This is a genomic window from Nocardioides sp. dk884 (assembly GCF_009557055.1).
GTDB lineage: Bacteria > Actinomycetota > Actinomycetes > Propionibacteriales > Nocardioidaceae > Nocardioides.
Window position 1 is genome coordinate 4,179,357 of record NZ_CP045649.1, and the last position, 14,235, is coordinate 4,193,591.

Here is a 14,235-nt window from a genome sequence, read left to right on the forward strand (position 1 = left end):
CCGTGACCACTGAGATCCGCCGCAGTTCGGCCCGATTCACCGAGCGATACCGGGGGCGGGTGACCCACCATTCGTTCTCCTTCGGGGAGCACTACGACCCGGAGCGGCTCCGGCTGGGCCCGATGGTCTGCCACGACGACCACCTGCTGGCGCGCGGTCAGGGCTTCGAGACCCACCGCCACTCCGGGCTCGACATCGTGACCTGGGTGGTGTCCGGCGCGCTCGAGCACACCGGCCCGGTCGGACCGGATGGTGCGACCGGCACGGTCGTCCTGGAGCCCGGCTCGGTGGCGGTGCTGCGGACCGGGTCCGGCGTCGAGCACGCCGAGATCGCCGTCGGCTCGCAGACCCGCTTCGTGCAGGTGTGGCTGACCGCGGCCGCGGACGCACCCGAGCAGCCGTCGTACGACGTGCGGCCGGTCGACCTCGACGCCGCCGCGGGTGCCCTGGTGCCGGTCACCGAGGTCGCCGGCGCGACGCTCTCGGCCGCCCGGCTCGACACCGGGAGCAAGCTGCTCATCCCAGGCGGTCCGCTCACCCACGTGTACGTCGCCACCGGCGCGCTGCTGCGCTCCTCCCTGGCCCAGCCGCTCGCGGCCGGGGACGCCTTCGTCTTCACCGACGAGCCCGCCCACCAGGTCACCGCCGCCGTGCCCACCGACCTGCTCGTCTGGACCCTGCCCACGGACCCCACCGACCCCATGGCGCCGGCTGCCGAGTAGCGCCGATTTCCAGACACCGATGACTTAAGCCGTCGACGCCGGTCGGTGCTCGGGGACACACTGGTGGACGAAGGGGACCGGGCATGACCGAGCGGACGGCGACGCAGGTGACCGAACGGCAGACGACGACCGAGCTGGACGACTTCCAGGCGCTCACGGAGCGCTACCAGCGCGAGCTGCTCGCGCACTGCTACCGCATGAGCGGATCCGTGCACGAGGCCGAGGACCTGGTCCAGGAGACGTTCCTGCGCGCCTGGAAGGCCTCCGCGGACTTCCAGGGACGCTCCTCGGTGCGCACCTGGCTGTACCGGATCGCCACCAACGTGTGCCTCACCAACCTGGAGGGCCGGCCACGGCGTCCGCTGCCGGCGGCCCTCGGCACCGCCGACCAGATGGGCGGCGACGCGCTCGAGCAGGACCACGAGGTCGCCTGGCTCCAGCCCGTGCCGGACGCCGCGGTCCTGGTGAGCGAGCGGGACTCGATCCGGCTCGCCTTCGTCGCCGCGCTGCAGCACCTCCCGGCCCGCCAACGGGCGGTGCTGATCCTGCGCGACGTGCTGCGCTGGTCCGCGGCCGAGGTCGCCGACGCCCTCGACACCACCACTGCGGCGGTGAACTCCGCACTGCAACGCGCCCACGCCCAGGTGAAGAGCCGGGGGCTGACCGAGGATTCGGTCCACGAGGACCTCACCCCGGCCCAGCACCAGCTGCTGGACCGCTACGTCGATGCGTTCTGGCGCAAGGACGTCGACACGATCGTCACGCTGCTCACCAGCGAGGCGGTCTGGGAGATGCCGCCGTTCCTGAACTGGTACGTCGGCCCGGAGAGCATCGGCTCGCTGATCGCGCGCAACTGCCCCGGCGGTCTCAACGACATGCCGATGCTGCGCACCTCCGCCAACGGCCAGCCCGCCTTCGGCCTCTACATGCGCACCCCGGAGCGCGACTTCGTCCCGTTCCAGCTCCAGGTCCTCGAGCTCGAGGACGACCGGGTACGCCACGTGCGGGCGTTCTTCGACATCACCCTCTTCGCCAAGTTCGGCCTCCCCCACCGGCTGCCGGCCGACTACCGTCCCGCGGACCATCCGCTCGGCGTGGTCGTGCGGTGAGGACCCGGCTCGACGCCGGTGTCGAGCTGCTGGAACGCTCCCTGGCCTACGCGTGCGGCGTGCTCGCCGAGGTCTCCGAGTCCGACCTGGCCCGACCGACGCCGTGCGCGGCCTGGGACCTCGACCGGTTGCTCGCCCACCTCGAGGACGCCCTCGGCGCCTTCGAGGAGGCAGCCACCGGGTCGGTGTCGTCCCACCCGGCGCCCGAGTCCGGCAGGCGCGTCGATGAGCTGCGCCGCCGGGCCACCGCGGTGCTGGGGGCCTGGGTGGGCGCCCCCGACGCCCTGCCCCCGCGGGTCCGGCTCGGGGACGCCGAACTCGACACCGCGCTGCTGCTGCACACCGCCGCGCTCGAGGTCACGGTCCACGCCCACGACGTCGCCGTCGCCACTGCGGCCCCGGGGGCGGCCCGTCCGCTTCCCGAGGAGCTGGCCCGCGGCCTGCTCGCGGTGGCCCAGGAGGTGGTCGGCCCGGACGATCGTCCCGGACGGTTCGCCGCACCACGCAGCACCCGGGCGGATCCGACGTACGCCGAGCTGCTGCTGGGCTACCTCGGCCGCTGATCCCGCGCGGATGTCGCGGACAGGACAAATCGGGAGGAAACCCCCACCGGCCCGGGCCGAACGTCCCTAACCTGCCCCCATGACCTCACGCGACCGACGTCCGCCCGCAGCGGTGCCGGCGATCGCGCCCGTGGACCCGGACGTCGCGGCGGCGCTGCGCCACCTCTACGCCGGACGCGTCGCGGACTCCCTGCGACTGCTCGAGCAGCTGCCGGCCGCGCCGCGCGGCCGCGCCGACCACGTGCTCGCGGCGGCCTGCACGATCGAGGCCCGGCTCGCCCGCGGCGAGCTGACGGTGGCGATGCGCGCGGCTCGTGACCTGCACGCCGAGCTGTCCCGTAGCGGCGACGACGGTGCCGCGGACCGCGCCGACGACCCGGTGGCCGCGGTCGCGCACCACAGCTGCGGCGAGCTCGCCGCGGCGCTGGGTGACAACGACGACGCCCTGGCCCACCAGCTGCGCGCCGGGCGCCTGCTCGCCGGCACCCGGCCTACCCCGCACGGCCCGCACCTGCTGCCCTGGCGCGGCAGCGCCGCGGTCGCCCTGGTGCGTCTCGGCCGCGGCCGTGAGGGACTCGAGCTGGCCACCGAGTGGTGCGAGATCGCCACCGCCTCGCACTCGCGCATCGCACGCGCCCACGCCCTGCGGGCCCTCGCGGTGGTCGGACCCGGCCCGGACCGCACCGAGCGCCTGCAGGAGGCCCGCGGGCTGCTCACCGATCACGCCGCACCCCGACTGGCCGCTCAGATCGACGCCGATCTCGCCGCGCTGATGCTGCTCCAGCATGCCCGGCAGACCCCCGAGGCCGACCGCGCCGTGCGGATGCTCCGCGAGGTCGAGGAGTACGCCGGCCGCGAGGAGCTCGCGCCCCTCCAGGCCCGGGTACGCGGCCTGCTCGAGCGCGCCGGGGAGGCCCCGCGCCGCCACCACCGCGAGGTGCTCGCGGCGCTGACCCACACCGAGCAGCGCGTCGCCCGGCTGGCCGCCGACGGGCTCACCAACCGCGAGATCGCCGAGACGATGGTGGTGACGGTGAAGGTGATCGAGCGCCACCTCTCCCGCGTCTACCGCAAGCTGGAGATCCGCTCCCGCAACCGGCTGCCCGCCGCGTTCGGGCTCGCCGTCTGAGCGACCCGGGGCGGGAGCAGGTCGCGGCCTGGCTCAGGCCTCCGCGACCCAGCGCATCGAGCGCCCGTGGCCGTGGGTCCAGGCGACCGCACGACCGTCCACACCGGTCACGAACGTCGAGTGCTCCTCGGGCACCGGCGGGCCGGTCTCGGTGACGCGGGACAGCACCCGCTTGCCCTCGTTGCTGACCCAGTGGCACACCCCGTCGGCGACCAGGCCGGTCATCAGGTCGTGGAAGCGCTCGCGGTCCGCGGGCTCGAGGTAGGCGATCACCGCACTGTGGAACACCACCACCGGGCCGTGCACGGCGGCCACCTCGATCAGCGCGGGCAGGTCGGTGAGCAGGTCGCCGCGGACCAGGTGCGGCGGATCGGCGCGGGCGATCTTGATCGCCTGGCGCAGCCGCTCGCGGCGCTCGTCCTGCTCGGGCCACATCAGGTTCTCCAGCCACGCCATCGCGTCCTCGTCGGTGACGTCGCCGGGGTTGAGGTCCAGCCCGCCGCGCCAGGCGACCTGCGGCAGCTGCTCCGGCAGTGGCGCGTGGCCCCCGCGCACCTCGCACCTCAGCCGCGGCTCCTCGCCGAGCAGCACCGGGCCGGCGTCGGTCGACCAGGCATAGCCCCACCGGTCGGGGTAGAGGCACAGCCCCGCGCTCGCGCCCACCTCGAGCAGGCTGATCGGCTCGCTCAGCCCCAGCGAGGCGAACGCCGGCAGCAGCGTCGCCATCCGCCCGGCCTCGTTGGTCTGGGTCGAGCGCTGCAGGATCGTCGCGCGGATCGACCCGTCGTCGCCGAGGAGCGCCGCGCGGAGCGCGTCGTACGGACCGGGGGCGGGTACGCCGTGCCACCGCGCGGCGGCGAAGACCAGGTTGGGCTGCTGCTTGATCGGCGGCAGGGTGGACAGCCAGGCCAGCACCTCCTCGTCCTGGGCGACCGCCGCCGCCCACGCGCTGAAGCAGGGCGAGTCGCTCGCGTCGGAGGCGAAGAGCGCGTACTGCTCTGCGGGGTCGGTGAAGGGCTCCATGGCCGCATCATGGCCCACGGATCGCGCCGATGACGCTAAGGTGCGGGCTCCGGCTGTCTCGGGTGACGGCCACGGGGGGAGACGTAAGTCGATGACGCCGTTCCTGATCATCGGGATCGTCGGACTGGCGCTGCTCGCCGTCTCCCTGCTCTTCGGCGACGTCCTCGACGGCGTCGGCGACGGGCTCCTCGACGGTCTCGGCGGCGAGGTGTTCTCGACCGCGGTGATCGGCGCCTTCATCTCCGCCTTCGGCTTCGGCGCCGCGGCGGTGGACGGCGCCGACGGGCCGCTCGTGCTCGCCGTGCCCGTCGGCCTCGGTGCCGGCGTGCTCTTCGCCTGGTTCGCCGCCCGCCTCACTCGGCTGGTGCGCGGCGGCGGCAGCGACGCCACCCTGCGCACCGACGACACCATCGGTCGCGACGGCACCGTCACCACCGAGATCCCCGCCGACGGCCTCGGCACCGTGCGCGTGCTGGTCGGCGGCCACGTCGTGCGCCTCAACGCGCGCGCCGAGGAGCCCATCCCGTCCGGCACCGCCATCCACGTGACCGGGGTGCTCTCGCCGACCGCTGTCACCGTCGCGCCCGTGTGGCCCCTCGACCCGACCGACTGACCACGCTCCCGCGCCGCGGGAGAGCCCTCGAAAGGACCCCCGTGCCAGACTCCGCACTCGTTCCCGTCATCGGGCTGATCGCCCTCGTCGTGCTGCTCGTCCTGCTCGTGACCAGCCGCTACAAGGTCGCCGGCCCCAACGAGGCGTTCATCGTCACGGGCCGCAAGGGCAAGGCCGTGATCAACCCCGAGACCGGCGCGCTCACCACCGACCTGTCGGGGCAGAAGGTCATCCTCGGCGGCGGCACGTTCGTCATCCCGTTCGTGCAGAAGCTCGGCACCCTCGACCTGTCCAGCCGCCGCATCTCGGTGCAGATCCGCGGCGCGGTCTCCGGGCAGGGCATCAAGCTCAACGTCGAGGGCGTCGCGATCGTCAAGGTCGGCGGCAACGCCGACCAGATCCGCCTCGCCGCCCAGCGCTTCCTCTCCCAGCAGGCCGACATCGAGCCGTTCACCCAGGAGGTGCTCGCCGGCGCGCTGCGCTCGATCGTCGGCGGTCTCACCGTCGAGCAGATCATCCGCGACCGCGGCGCCTTCGCCCAGCGCGTCGCCGACGAGTCGGAGAACTCCCTCACCGGCCAGGGCCTGATCCTCGACACCTTCCAGATCCAGGACGTCACCGACGACGGCAGCTACCTCGCCGACCTCGGCCGCCCCGAGGCCGCCCGGATCGGCCAGACCGCGGCGATCGCCGAGGCCAACGCCCGCCAGGCCGCCGAGCAGGCGCGGATCAAGGCCGAGGAGGAGATCGCGATCTCCCAGCGCACGCTCGCGCTCAAGCAGGCCGAGATCAAGGCCGAGACCGACGCCGCCTCCGCCACCGCGGCGGCCGCCGGGCCCCTGGCCCAGGCCGAGCGGGACCAGGCGATCTTCGCCGAGCAGGAGAAGGTCGCCGTCCAGCAGGCCGCGCTGACCGAGCGCCAGCTCGAGACCGAGGTCCGCAAGCCCGCCGACGCCGCGCGCTACCGCGTGGAGCAGGAGGCCGAGGCCCAGCGCAGCGCCGAGATCGCCGCCGCCGAGGCCCGCAAGGCCGCCTCGATCGCCGCCGCCCAGGCCAAGGCCGAGGAGGCGCGCCTGACCGGTGAGGCCGAGCGCTCGCGCCGGGCCGCGCTGGCCGACGCCGAGGCGATCGAGGGCGCCAAGCGCGGCGAGGCCGAGAAGGCCCGTCGTACGGCGGAGGCCGACGCGCTGCGCGCCGAGGGCGAGGCCAAGGCCGCCGCGACCCTGGCGATCGGTCAGGCCGAGGCGGAGGCGATGGACAAGCGCGCCGAGGCGTTCGCCCACTACAACGACGCCGCGGTGCTGCAGATGCTCATCGAGGTGCTGCCGCAGGTGGCCCGCGAGGTCGCCGCCCCGATCGGTGCCATCGACCAGCTCACCGTGGTCTCCACCGAGGGCGCGGCCGCACTCCCGCGCCAGGTCACCGACAACGTCGTGCAGACGATGTCGATGCTCAAGACCACCACCGGCCTGGATCTCGAGGCGCTGATCAAGCGCGCCGTCGAGGGCGCGGTGCCGTCCGCGTCCGCCGAGCCCCGCGACGGGATCGACGGCCACGACCAGCTGGCGTCACGCGCCTGACGCCCCGCTCGACGCTGGGACGACGGGTGGGCGGCCGCTGGCCGCTCACCCGTCGTCGCGTTCAGTCGGCCGGCAGCGCGACGTAGGTGGTCTCGAGGTACTCCTCGATCCCCTCGAAGCCGCCCTCGCGGCCGAACCCGCTCGCCTTCACCCCACCGAACGGCGCCGCGGGGTTGGACAGCAGGCCGGTGTTGATGCCGACCATCCCGAAGTCGAGCGCCTCGGCCATCCGGATCGTGCGGGCCAGGTCGCGGGTGTAGACGTAGGAGGCCAGGCCGTACTCGGTGTCGTTGGCGAGGCGCACCGCGTCGTCCTCGGTCTCGAAGGTGGTGATCGGCGCGACCGGGCCGAAGACCTCCTCGCGCACCAGCGCCGCGTCGTGCGGTACGCCGAGGAGCACGGTCGGCGGGTAGTAGTAGCCGGCACCCTCGGGCACGGTCCCGCGCCCGGCGACCTCGGCGCCCTCGGCCACCGCCGCGTCGACCAGGCGGCCCACCGAGGCGACCGCGGCCTCGTCGATGAGCGGGCCCACCTCGACGCCGTCGTCCTGGCCCCGGCCCACCCGCATCGCGGCCATCCGCTCGGCGAGGCGGCGCCCGAACTCGGCGGCCACCGAGGAGTGCACGACGAAGCGGTTGGCCGCGGTGCACGCCTCGCCCATGTTGCGCATCTTGGCGACCATGGCGCCGTCCACGGCCGCGTCGAGGTCGGCGTCCTCGAAGACCACGAAGGGGGCGTTGCCGCCGAGCTCCATGCTGAGGCGCTGGAGGTGCTCGGCGGACTGGCGCACCAGCGTGCGTCCGACCGGGGTCGAGCCGGTGAAGCTCACCTTGCGCAGCCGCGGGTCGCCCTGGAGGGTCTCGCTGACCTCGCGCGAGCGGGTCGTGGTGACGACGTTGAGCACGCCGGGCGGCAGGCCGGCCTCCTCGAGCACCGCGGCCAGCGCCAACATCGTCAACGGGGTCTGCTGGGCGGGCTTGACCACCATCGTGCAGCCCGCGGCGACGGCCGGGGCGATCTTGCGGGTGCCCATCGCGAGGGGGAAGTTCCACGGCGTGACGAACAGGCAGGGACCGACCGGCTTCTTCATCGTCAGCAGCCGGCTGCCGCCGGCCGGCGCGGGCATCCAGCGCCCGTGGATGCGCACCGCCTCCTCGGAGAACCAGCGCAGGAACTCGTTGCCGTAGCCCACCTCGCCGCGCGCCTCCGCCACCGGCTTGCCCATCTCCAGGCTCATCAGCTCGGCGAAGTCGTCGGTGCGCGCGGCCACGAGCTCGAAGGCGCGCCGCAGGATCTCGCCACGCTCACGCGGCGGCGTGCGCGCCCAGTCGTGCTGCGCGGCGACGGCCGCGTCGAGCGCGCTCACCGCATCGGCCACCGAGGCGTCGGCGACGTCGGTGAGCACCGAGGCGTCCGCGGGGTCGACGACCTCGAAGCGTCGGTCCTCGCTCGCCGGGCGCCAGGCGCCGGCGACGAAGAGGTTGCGGTGGTCGGGTCCGAGGAGGTCGAGTCCGCTCATGTCGCGATCCTGCCACCCCGCACCCACACCCGTCGCGCCACGAGCCGGCGTGACCGACGCCGCAAACTCGGGAGATTCCGAGGGATTCCGCTGACACGGCCGAGCGGGCCGTGACAACATCAGGGAGTCGATTTCAAAGGGAGCACTTTGATCTCGACACGAACCCCTCGCCGACCCCATGCGGCGAGGGGTTCACCTTTTCTCCCCTCTCTGAGCTCCACCCGTCGCATGCCACCGGTCGGGGCGGCGTCAGCGGGCCGCACTGAGGATCCGGCGCAGGATCGGCCCGGCGGTGCCGGATCCGGAGGCCCCGCGCTCGACGAGGACGGCGGCGGCGACGTCGCCCTGGGCCGCCACCATCCAGGCGTGGGTGCGCACCTCGCCGGCCTCGCCGTACTCGGCGGTGCCGGTCTTGGCGATCACCGGTGGGCCCGGCAGGTCGGCCAGCAGCCGGCCGCTGCCCTCGGTGACCACCGCGCGCAGCATCGCCCGCAGCTGACGTGCCTCGGCGCCGGTGAGCGGGTCGACGTCCTGCGGCGCGCCGACCTCGACGTCCTCGAGCAGGCGCGGGACGACGAGCGACCCCTCCTGCACCGAGCCGATCACCGCCGCCATCGCCATCGGGGAGGCCAGCACGGTGCCCTGGCCGATGAGGGCGGCGGCCGCCTCGGTCTCCCCGGCGGCCGGGTCCACACTGCCGAAGTACGCCGGGAAGCCCAGGTCGTGGTCGACCCCGAGCCCCACCGAGGCCGCCGCGGCGGCGAGGTCGTCCTCCTCCAGCCGCGTGCGGGCGCCGATGAACGCGGTGTTGCACGACTGCGCGACCGCCTCGCGCAGCGTGATCCGCCCGAGCGCGGCGGCGGGATAGCCGGAGTAGTTCTCGAACCGCTTGCCGTCGACGCTCACCGACGGCGGGCAGGAGACCGGGCTGTCGGGCCGCAGCCCGGCGCGCAGGAGCGCGAGGCTGCTGGCGATCTTGAACGTCGAGCCGGGGGCGTACTGGCCGTAGGTCGCGACGTTGTAGCCGTCGGTGCCCGGGCCGTTGGCGGCGGCCAGGATCGCGCCGTCGCTGGGGCGCAGCACCACGACCGCGCTGGCCGTCCCGACGTCGGCCAGAGCCGCCTCGGCCGCGGTCTGCAGGTCGAGGTCGAGGGTGAGCGCGAGGTCCTCGCCGTCGACGGGGTCGGCGCGGAACAGCTCGCGCTCGTCGTCGCCGCCGGAGGGGTCGTCGGAGACCGCGGCGACCACCACGCCGGGGGTGCCGCGCAGCTGCTCGTCGTAGCGGGCCTGGAGGCCGGAGAGCCCGGCGATGTCGCCGGGGCGGTAGCGGTCGGGGTCCTCGTTGAGCATCTCGGCGGTCACCGGCCCGACGGTGCCGAGGATCGGGGCCGCGAACTCCCGGGTCGGCGCCAGCGACTGCTCGTCCTGGATCCCCAGCACCCCCTCGATGGCGGGGTAGGCGCGGGCCACGGCCACCGGGACCTCGTCGCGGCGGTAGGTGATCGCCTCCACGAAGGCCAGCTCGCCGGCCGCCCGCACCCGCCCGGCGTACGCCGCGGCGTCGATGTCCACCAGCGCCGCGAGCCGGCGCGCGGACGCCACCGCCTGCGCCCGGCTCACCCGCCCCCGGTCCACGCCGAGGCGCAGCACCGGCCGCTCGGTGACCAGCGCCAGTCCGCGGGCTCCGAGGATGTCGCCGCGCGCCGCGGTGACGGTGGTGGCGTCGAGCAGCTCGTCCTCCCCCAGGGAGCCCTCGACCACCGTCGGCGCCCAGAGCGGCACCCAGTCCTCGCCGGAGCGCTCCAGGGCGACCTCGGTGGTGTAGGTCCACGGCTCCTCGGCGAGCGGCCAGCGCCAGGCGAGGGTGGCCGTCGCGCGGTCGCCGTCGGAGCCGTCGGCCTGCACGTCCTCGACCGTGACCTCGGGCTCGACCTCGCCGAGCCGCGCCACCGTGGCGGTGTACGCCGCGGGGGCCTCGGCGGCCAGCGGGCCGCCCAGCTCGACCTCCTCGAGGTCACCGGCCGCCAACGCCGCCGCCAGCGCCTCGGCGGCCGGGCGGGGGTCGGGGCCCTCGTCGCCGTCCTCGGTGCAGGCGGCGAGGGAGCCGGTGAGGGTCAGGGCGAGCGCGGCAGCACCGGCACGTGCCGGGATCCGGAGGGAACGCATGGGTGCGATCATGCATCACCCGCCCGCGCGCAGGCGCGCGCCCACCAGCGGCGCGTACCCGTCGCGGTGACCGGCGCGGTTGGGGTGATAGCTCTCCCGCAGCGGCCGCGACAGTCCGTTGATCCACTCGGTGTCGTCGCACACCGCGTGCCCGGTGAACCTCGTCGTGGGATCGGCGAAGCCGAAGCCCTCGGCACCGGCCGCGGTGCGCAGCGCGGCGTTGAGCGCGCGCTGGGTGGCGTTCAGGCGCCGCTGCTCCGCCGGTGAGAACCAGGTCGCGACGTTGCAGTCCTCGCCCATGAACAGCCGGGGATAGCCGACCACCACGACGACGGCCCCGGGGGCGCGAGCGTCGATGCGGCGCATCAGCCGAGTCAGCCGGCCGGGGAGCACGTCGCGGACCACGGCGCCGGCACCGTCGACCGCCATGCCGCAGTCGCTGACCCACCGCGGCAGCGCGCACTCGGTGAGCACCGCCTTGAACCGGGCGTCGTTGCCGCCAACGCCCACGCTCACGTAGTCGGCGCCCACGAGCGCGGCGAGCTGGCGGCGTCGCACCTGGCGCACCGTGGCACCCGAGCAGGCCTCGAAGCGCAACCGCCATCCCTGCGCCCGCGCCAGGCGGTGCGGGAACGCGCGCGTCGAGCGCAGGCAGCCCGACTTGTCGTCGAGGTAGTCGCGGGTCCCGACGCCGGAGGAGAAGGAGTCACCCAGCGCGACGTACACCGGTGGCGCGTCACGGCGAGCCGGCTCCGCAGCGGCGGCGCGGGCCGGCGGGCCGGCGGCCAGCGCGAGGGTCAGCAGCAGACCCAGAGCCAGGCCCAGCGCAATGCCCAGAGCCGGGGTGAGAGAACGGTGCATGAGGACCTCCAGGGCTCGGCGGCCGCGGGACCGGCCGCGGAGCCAGCCCAGCACCGTCCGCGGGCGCCGGGCAGGGTCCGGGGCCTCCCCTGTCCAGGACGCCGTCCGAGGCGGCGGTGTGCACGATCAGCGGCCCCTCATGGGCTCGAGCGGTCCAGCCCGGTTTGGTCGACCCTGCCTAGGTTGGGCCATGGCCTCCCTCACCGACGCGCCGCCCACCTCGCTGCCGCGCACCCTCGCTCGCCGCCTGCTCGGCGCGATCCTGGTCTTCGCCGGCGTCAGCCACCTGACCTTCGCGCGCGAGGAGTTCAGCGCCCAGGTGCCCGACTGGTTCCCCGTCGGCGACGACCCCGTCGTGCTGGTCTCGGGCGTCGCGGAGATCAGCCTCGGCGCCGCGCTGCTGGCCTGGACCCGCGGCCGGGTGCCGACCGGACTGGTCGCGGCGGCGTTCTTCATCGCGATCTTCCCGGGCAACATCGCCCAGTACCTCGAGGGCACCGACGCCTTCGGCCTGGACACCGACCGCAAGCGCTTCGTGCGGCTGTTCTTCCAGCCGGTGCTGGTCGCCTGGGCGCTGTGGGCGACCGCCGCCTGGCGCGACCGGCCGCGCGGCTGACCCGCCCGACAAAAGCCAGCAGGGCCCACCGCCGGTGGGCCCTGCTGGGGTGCTGTGCGGGCTGGCTCAGCCCTTGTGGCGCGGCTTGCGCGGACGCTCGTCCTGGCCGGCGTCGTCGCGACGCGGCGAGGCGCTGCGACGCGGGCCGTTGTCCTTGGTCAGCTCGATGAGCTTGCCGGAGATCCGGGTGTTGCTCAGCGCCTCGAACACTGCCTCCGGGAGGTCGGCGGGCAGCTCGACGAGGGAGAAGTCCGGACGGATCGCGATGTTGCCGAAGTCCTGACGGCGCAGGCCGCCCTCGTTGGCGATCGCGCCGACGATCTGGCGCGGCTCGACCTTGTGGCGCTTGCCGACGCTGATGCGGTACGTCGCGAGCGGGACGTCGCTGCCCCGCGAGGTGCGCTGGCCGCGGGTGGCGGAGCGCTCGGGACGCTCGCGCTCCTCGCCGCGCGGCTCGCGGATCGGGCGCTCGGCGGCCGGGTCGAGCAGCAGCGGCTCGTCACCCTGGGCGACGACGGCGAGCGCGGCGGCCACGTCGGCCTCCGGCACGTCGTGGTTGCGCACGTAGTGGGCCACGATGTCGCGGAACTTATCGATCCGCTCGGTCTGGCCCAACGCGGCCGTGATCTGGTCGTCGAAGCGGGACAGACGCGTGTTGTTCACGTCCTCCGCGCTCGGCAGGTGCATCTGGGTGAGCGGCTGGCGGGTGGCCTTCTCGATGTGCTTGAGCAGGTAGCGCTCGCGCGGGGTGATGAAGGAGATGGCGTCGCCGGTGCGACCCGCGCGGCCGGTGCGGCCGATGCGGTGCACGTAGGACTCGGTGTCGGTGGGGATGTCGTAGTTGACGACGTGGCTGATCCGGTCGACGTCGAGACCACGGGCGGCGACGTCGGTGGCGACCAGGATGTCGAGCTTGCCCGACTTGAGCTGGTTGACCGTGCGCTCACGCACCGCCTGGTTGACGTCACCGTTGATCGCGGCGGCGCTGAAGCCGCGGGCGCGCAGCTTCTCGGCGAGCGTCTCGGTCTCGTTCTTGGTGCGGACGAAGACGATCATGCCCTCGAAGTTCTCGACCTCGAGGATGCGCGTGAGGGCGTCGACCTTCTGCGGGTAGCTCACCGTCAGGTAGCGCTGGGTGATGTTGGAGGCGGTCCCCGTCTTGGCCTTGACGGTGATCTCCTGCGGGTCGTTCAGGTACTTCTTGGAGATCCGGCGGATCTGCGAGGGCATCGTCGCGGAGAACAGCGCGACGTTCTTGTCCGCAGGGGTGCCGGCGAGGATCGTCTCGACGTCCTCGGCGAAGCCCATGTTGAGCATCTCGTCGGCCTCGTCGAGGACGAGGAAGCGCAGCTCGGAGAGGTCGAGGGTGCCCTTGTCGAGGTGGTCCATGATGCGGCCCGGGGTGCCGACGACGATGTGCACGCCGCGACGCAGCGCGGAGAGCTGGACGCCGTAGCCCTGGCCGCCGTACACGGGCAGCACGTGGACGCCCTTGAGGTGGGCGGCGTAGCGCTCGAAGGCCTCGCAGACCTGGAGCGCGAGCTCACGGGTCGGGGCCAGCACGAGCGCCTGCGGCGTCTTCTGCTTGATGTCCAGGCGGGACAGGATCGGCAGCGCGAACGCCGCCGTCTTGCCGGTGCCGGTCTGGGCCAGGCCGACGACGTCGCGGCCGGCCAGCAGCGGCGGGATGGTCTGGGCCTGGATCGCAGAGGGGGTTTCGTAGCCGACGTCACGCAGCGCCTTGAGAACGGCGTCGTCGAGGCCGAGCTCTGCGAAGGTCGGGGTCTCTGACACGGTTTCTTCGGTGCTCACCCGTCCACGGTAGTGGTCCGCGCCACCCAGACCCGATTCGTGGCTGTGGAGTGATTCGTCACGCTGACGCCAGCGACGCGCCCGTGAGAGGTTGCGCACATGAGCCTCTCGGCCGACCGATCGGTTCCACGCGGCGGGAGAGACCGCGGACCCGTCGTCTCCCGGATCCTCGCCTGGCTGCTGGCGCTGTACCTGCTGCGCACCGCCGCCCTGGTCCACCGCGAGGACGAGCGGTCCGCCGAGGAGGCCCGGTACGACGAGGGCATGACCTTCGCTCCGACGACGGTCGGTGACGCGAGCGTGGTTCCGGCGCCGTTCGCGGAGCTGGACGTGGTGTGGGCGCTCGTTTTCATGGCAGGGCTGCTCGTCACGGGCGACCTGCTCGCCTGGCGCCTGAGCGCGCGACCGGAGCTGGCGAAGCTGGTGCGCTTCCTGGGTGCCTTGCCCGCGATCGCCTTCATGGCGACCGGCCCCCTCCTCGGGCTGCTGCTCTACTCCGTCGTCGTCGTCGGGAGCTGAGAC

13 protein-coding genes are annotated in these 14,235 nt (G+C 73.8%); 8 read left to right on the top strand and 5 right to left on the bottom strand.

Annotation, left to right across the window (positions count from 1 at the left end; translation table 11 throughout):
* Positions 1 to 2 precede the first annotated feature (2 nt).
* The 4 genes from GFH29_RS19905 to GFH29_RS19920 all read left to right on the top strand — a co-directional run bounded on the left by GFH29_RS19905 (position 3) and on the right by GFH29_RS19920 (position 3,523).
* The gene (locus GFH29_RS19905) at positions 3 to 722 is read left to right on the top strand and encodes a pirin family protein (protein WP_228387644.1); all 720 of its coding nucleotides are present in this window, start codon (positions 3 to 5) and stop codon (positions 720 to 722) included.
* 83 nt (positions 723 to 805) lie between these two features.
* Positions 806 to 1,831, top strand: coding sequence for a sigma-70 family RNA polymerase sigma factor (locus GFH29_RS19910; protein ID WP_153325460.1), 1,026 nt, complete (start codon positions 806 to 808; stop codon positions 1,829 to 1,831).
* On the top strand, positions 1,828 to 2,394 hold the full coding sequence (locus tag GFH29_RS19915; RefSeq protein WP_153325461.1) for a maleylpyruvate isomerase N-terminal domain-containing protein: 567 nt from the start codon (positions 1,828 to 1,830) through the stop codon (positions 2,392 to 2,394). The genes GFH29_RS19910 and GFH29_RS19915 overlap by 4 nt, the downstream gene beginning before the upstream one ends.
* 79 nt (positions 2,395 to 2,473) lie before the next feature.
* Positions 2,474 to 3,523 carry a helix-turn-helix domain-containing protein gene (locus GFH29_RS19920; protein ID WP_153325462.1) on the top strand — a complete coding sequence of 350 codons (1,050 nt, stop codon included), beginning with the start codon at positions 2,474 to 2,476 and terminating at the stop codon, positions 3,521 to 3,523.
* A gap of 33 nt (positions 3,524 to 3,556) precedes the next feature.
* On the opposite strand, the gene GFH29_RS19925 is transcribed toward GFH29_RS19920, so the two are convergent.
* Positions 3,557 to 4,546 (bottom strand): DUF2332 domain-containing protein, encoded by a 990-nt coding sequence (locus tag GFH29_RS19925; RefSeq protein WP_153325463.1) that lies wholly within the window; start codon positions 4,544 to 4,546, stop codon positions 3,557 to 3,559.
* A 91-nt stretch (positions 4,547 to 4,637) separates the two neighbouring features.
* Between GFH29_RS19925 and GFH29_RS19930 the strand changes: the two genes are divergently transcribed.
* Positions 4,638 to 5,159, top strand: a complete 522-nt coding sequence (locus GFH29_RS19930; protein WP_153325464.1) for an NfeD family protein — start codon at positions 4,638 to 4,640, stop codon at positions 5,157 to 5,159.
* A gap of 41 nt (positions 5,160 to 5,200) precedes the next feature.
* Complete coding sequence (locus GFH29_RS19935; RefSeq protein WP_194289568.1) at positions 5,201 to 6,739, top strand: flotillin family protein; 1,539 nt, start codon at positions 5,201 to 5,203, stop codon at positions 6,737 to 6,739.
* 61 nt (positions 6,740 to 6,800) lie between these two features.
* On the opposite strand, the gene GFH29_RS19940 is transcribed toward GFH29_RS19935, so the two are convergent.
* The 3 genes from GFH29_RS19940 to GFH29_RS19950 all read right to left on the bottom strand — a co-directional run bounded on the left by GFH29_RS19940 (position 6,801) and on the right by GFH29_RS19950 (position 11,285).
* Entirely contained in the window at positions 6,801 to 8,258 is a 1,458-nt protein-coding gene (locus GFH29_RS19940; RefSeq protein WP_153325465.1) for an NAD-dependent succinate-semialdehyde dehydrogenase, read from the bottom strand.
* A 249-nt stretch (positions 8,259 to 8,507) separates the two neighbouring features.
* Complete coding sequence (locus GFH29_RS19945) at positions 8,508 to 10,424, bottom strand: penicillin-binding transpeptidase domain-containing protein (protein ID WP_228387645.1); 1,917 nt, start codon at positions 10,422 to 10,424, stop codon at positions 8,508 to 8,510.
* Positions 10,425 to 10,439: 15 nt separating this feature from the next.
* A complete protein-coding gene (locus GFH29_RS19950) occupies positions 10,440 to 11,285 on the bottom strand; it encodes an SGNH/GDSL hydrolase family protein (protein WP_153325467.1) in 846 nt (281 codons plus the stop codon).
* 190 nt (positions 11,286 to 11,475) lie between these two features.
* Here GFH29_RS19950 and GFH29_RS19955 point away from each other — a divergent pair, with 190 nt between their 5' ends.
* Positions 11,476 to 11,901, top strand: a complete 426-nt coding sequence (locus GFH29_RS19955) for a hypothetical protein (protein ID WP_153325468.1) — start codon at positions 11,476 to 11,478, stop codon at positions 11,899 to 11,901.
* A gap of 66 nt (positions 11,902 to 11,967) precedes the next feature.
* Here the strand turns inward: GFH29_RS19955 and GFH29_RS19960 are convergent, their stop codons facing one another.
* On the bottom strand, positions 11,968 to 13,713 hold the full coding sequence (locus tag GFH29_RS19960; protein WP_194289569.1) for a DEAD/DEAH box helicase: 1,746 nt from the start codon (positions 13,711 to 13,713) through the stop codon (positions 11,968 to 11,970).
* Between the two features lie 99 nt (positions 13,714 to 13,812).
* Here GFH29_RS19960 and GFH29_RS19965 point away from each other — a divergent pair, with 99 nt between their 5' ends.
* Positions 13,813 to 14,232 (top strand): hypothetical protein, encoded by a 420-nt coding sequence (locus tag GFH29_RS19965; RefSeq protein ID WP_153325469.1) that lies wholly within the window; start codon positions 13,813 to 13,815, stop codon positions 14,230 to 14,232.
* The last annotated feature ends 3 nt before the right edge of the window (positions 14,233 to 14,235 follow it).

Coding starts and splice junctions, on each gene's coding strand:
- GFH29_RS19965 (WP_153325469.1), top strand. CDS start 13,813: ATGAGCCTCTCGGCCGACCGATCGGTTCCACGCGGCGGGAGAGACCGC.
- GFH29_RS19920 (WP_153325462.1), top strand. CDS start 2,474: ATGACCTCACGCGACCGACGTCCGCCCGCAGCGGTGCCGGCGATCGCG.
- GFH29_RS19940 (WP_153325465.1), bottom strand. CDS start 8,258: ATGAGCGGACTCGACCTCCTCGGACCCGACCACCGCAACCTCTTCGTC.
- GFH29_RS19910 (WP_153325460.1), top strand. CDS start 806: ATGACCGAGCGGACGGCGACGCAGGTGACCGAACGGCAGACGACGACC.
- GFH29_RS19930 (WP_153325464.1), top strand. CDS start 4,638: ATGACGCCGTTCCTGATCATCGGGATCGTCGGACTGGCGCTGCTCGCC.
- GFH29_RS19925 (WP_153325463.1), bottom strand. CDS start 4,546: ATGGAGCCCTTCACCGACCCCGCAGAGCAGTACGCGCTCTTCGCCTCC.
- GFH29_RS19955 (WP_153325468.1), top strand. CDS start 11,476: ATGGCCTCCCTCACCGACGCGCCGCCCACCTCGCTGCCGCGCACCCTC.
- GFH29_RS19945 (WP_228387645.1), bottom strand. CDS start 10,424: ATGCGTTCCCTCCGGATCCCGGCACGTGCCGGTGCTGCCGCGCTCGCC.
- GFH29_RS19950 (WP_153325467.1), bottom strand. CDS start 11,285: ATGCACCGTTCTCTCACCCCGGCTCTGGGCATTGCGCTGGGCCTGGCT.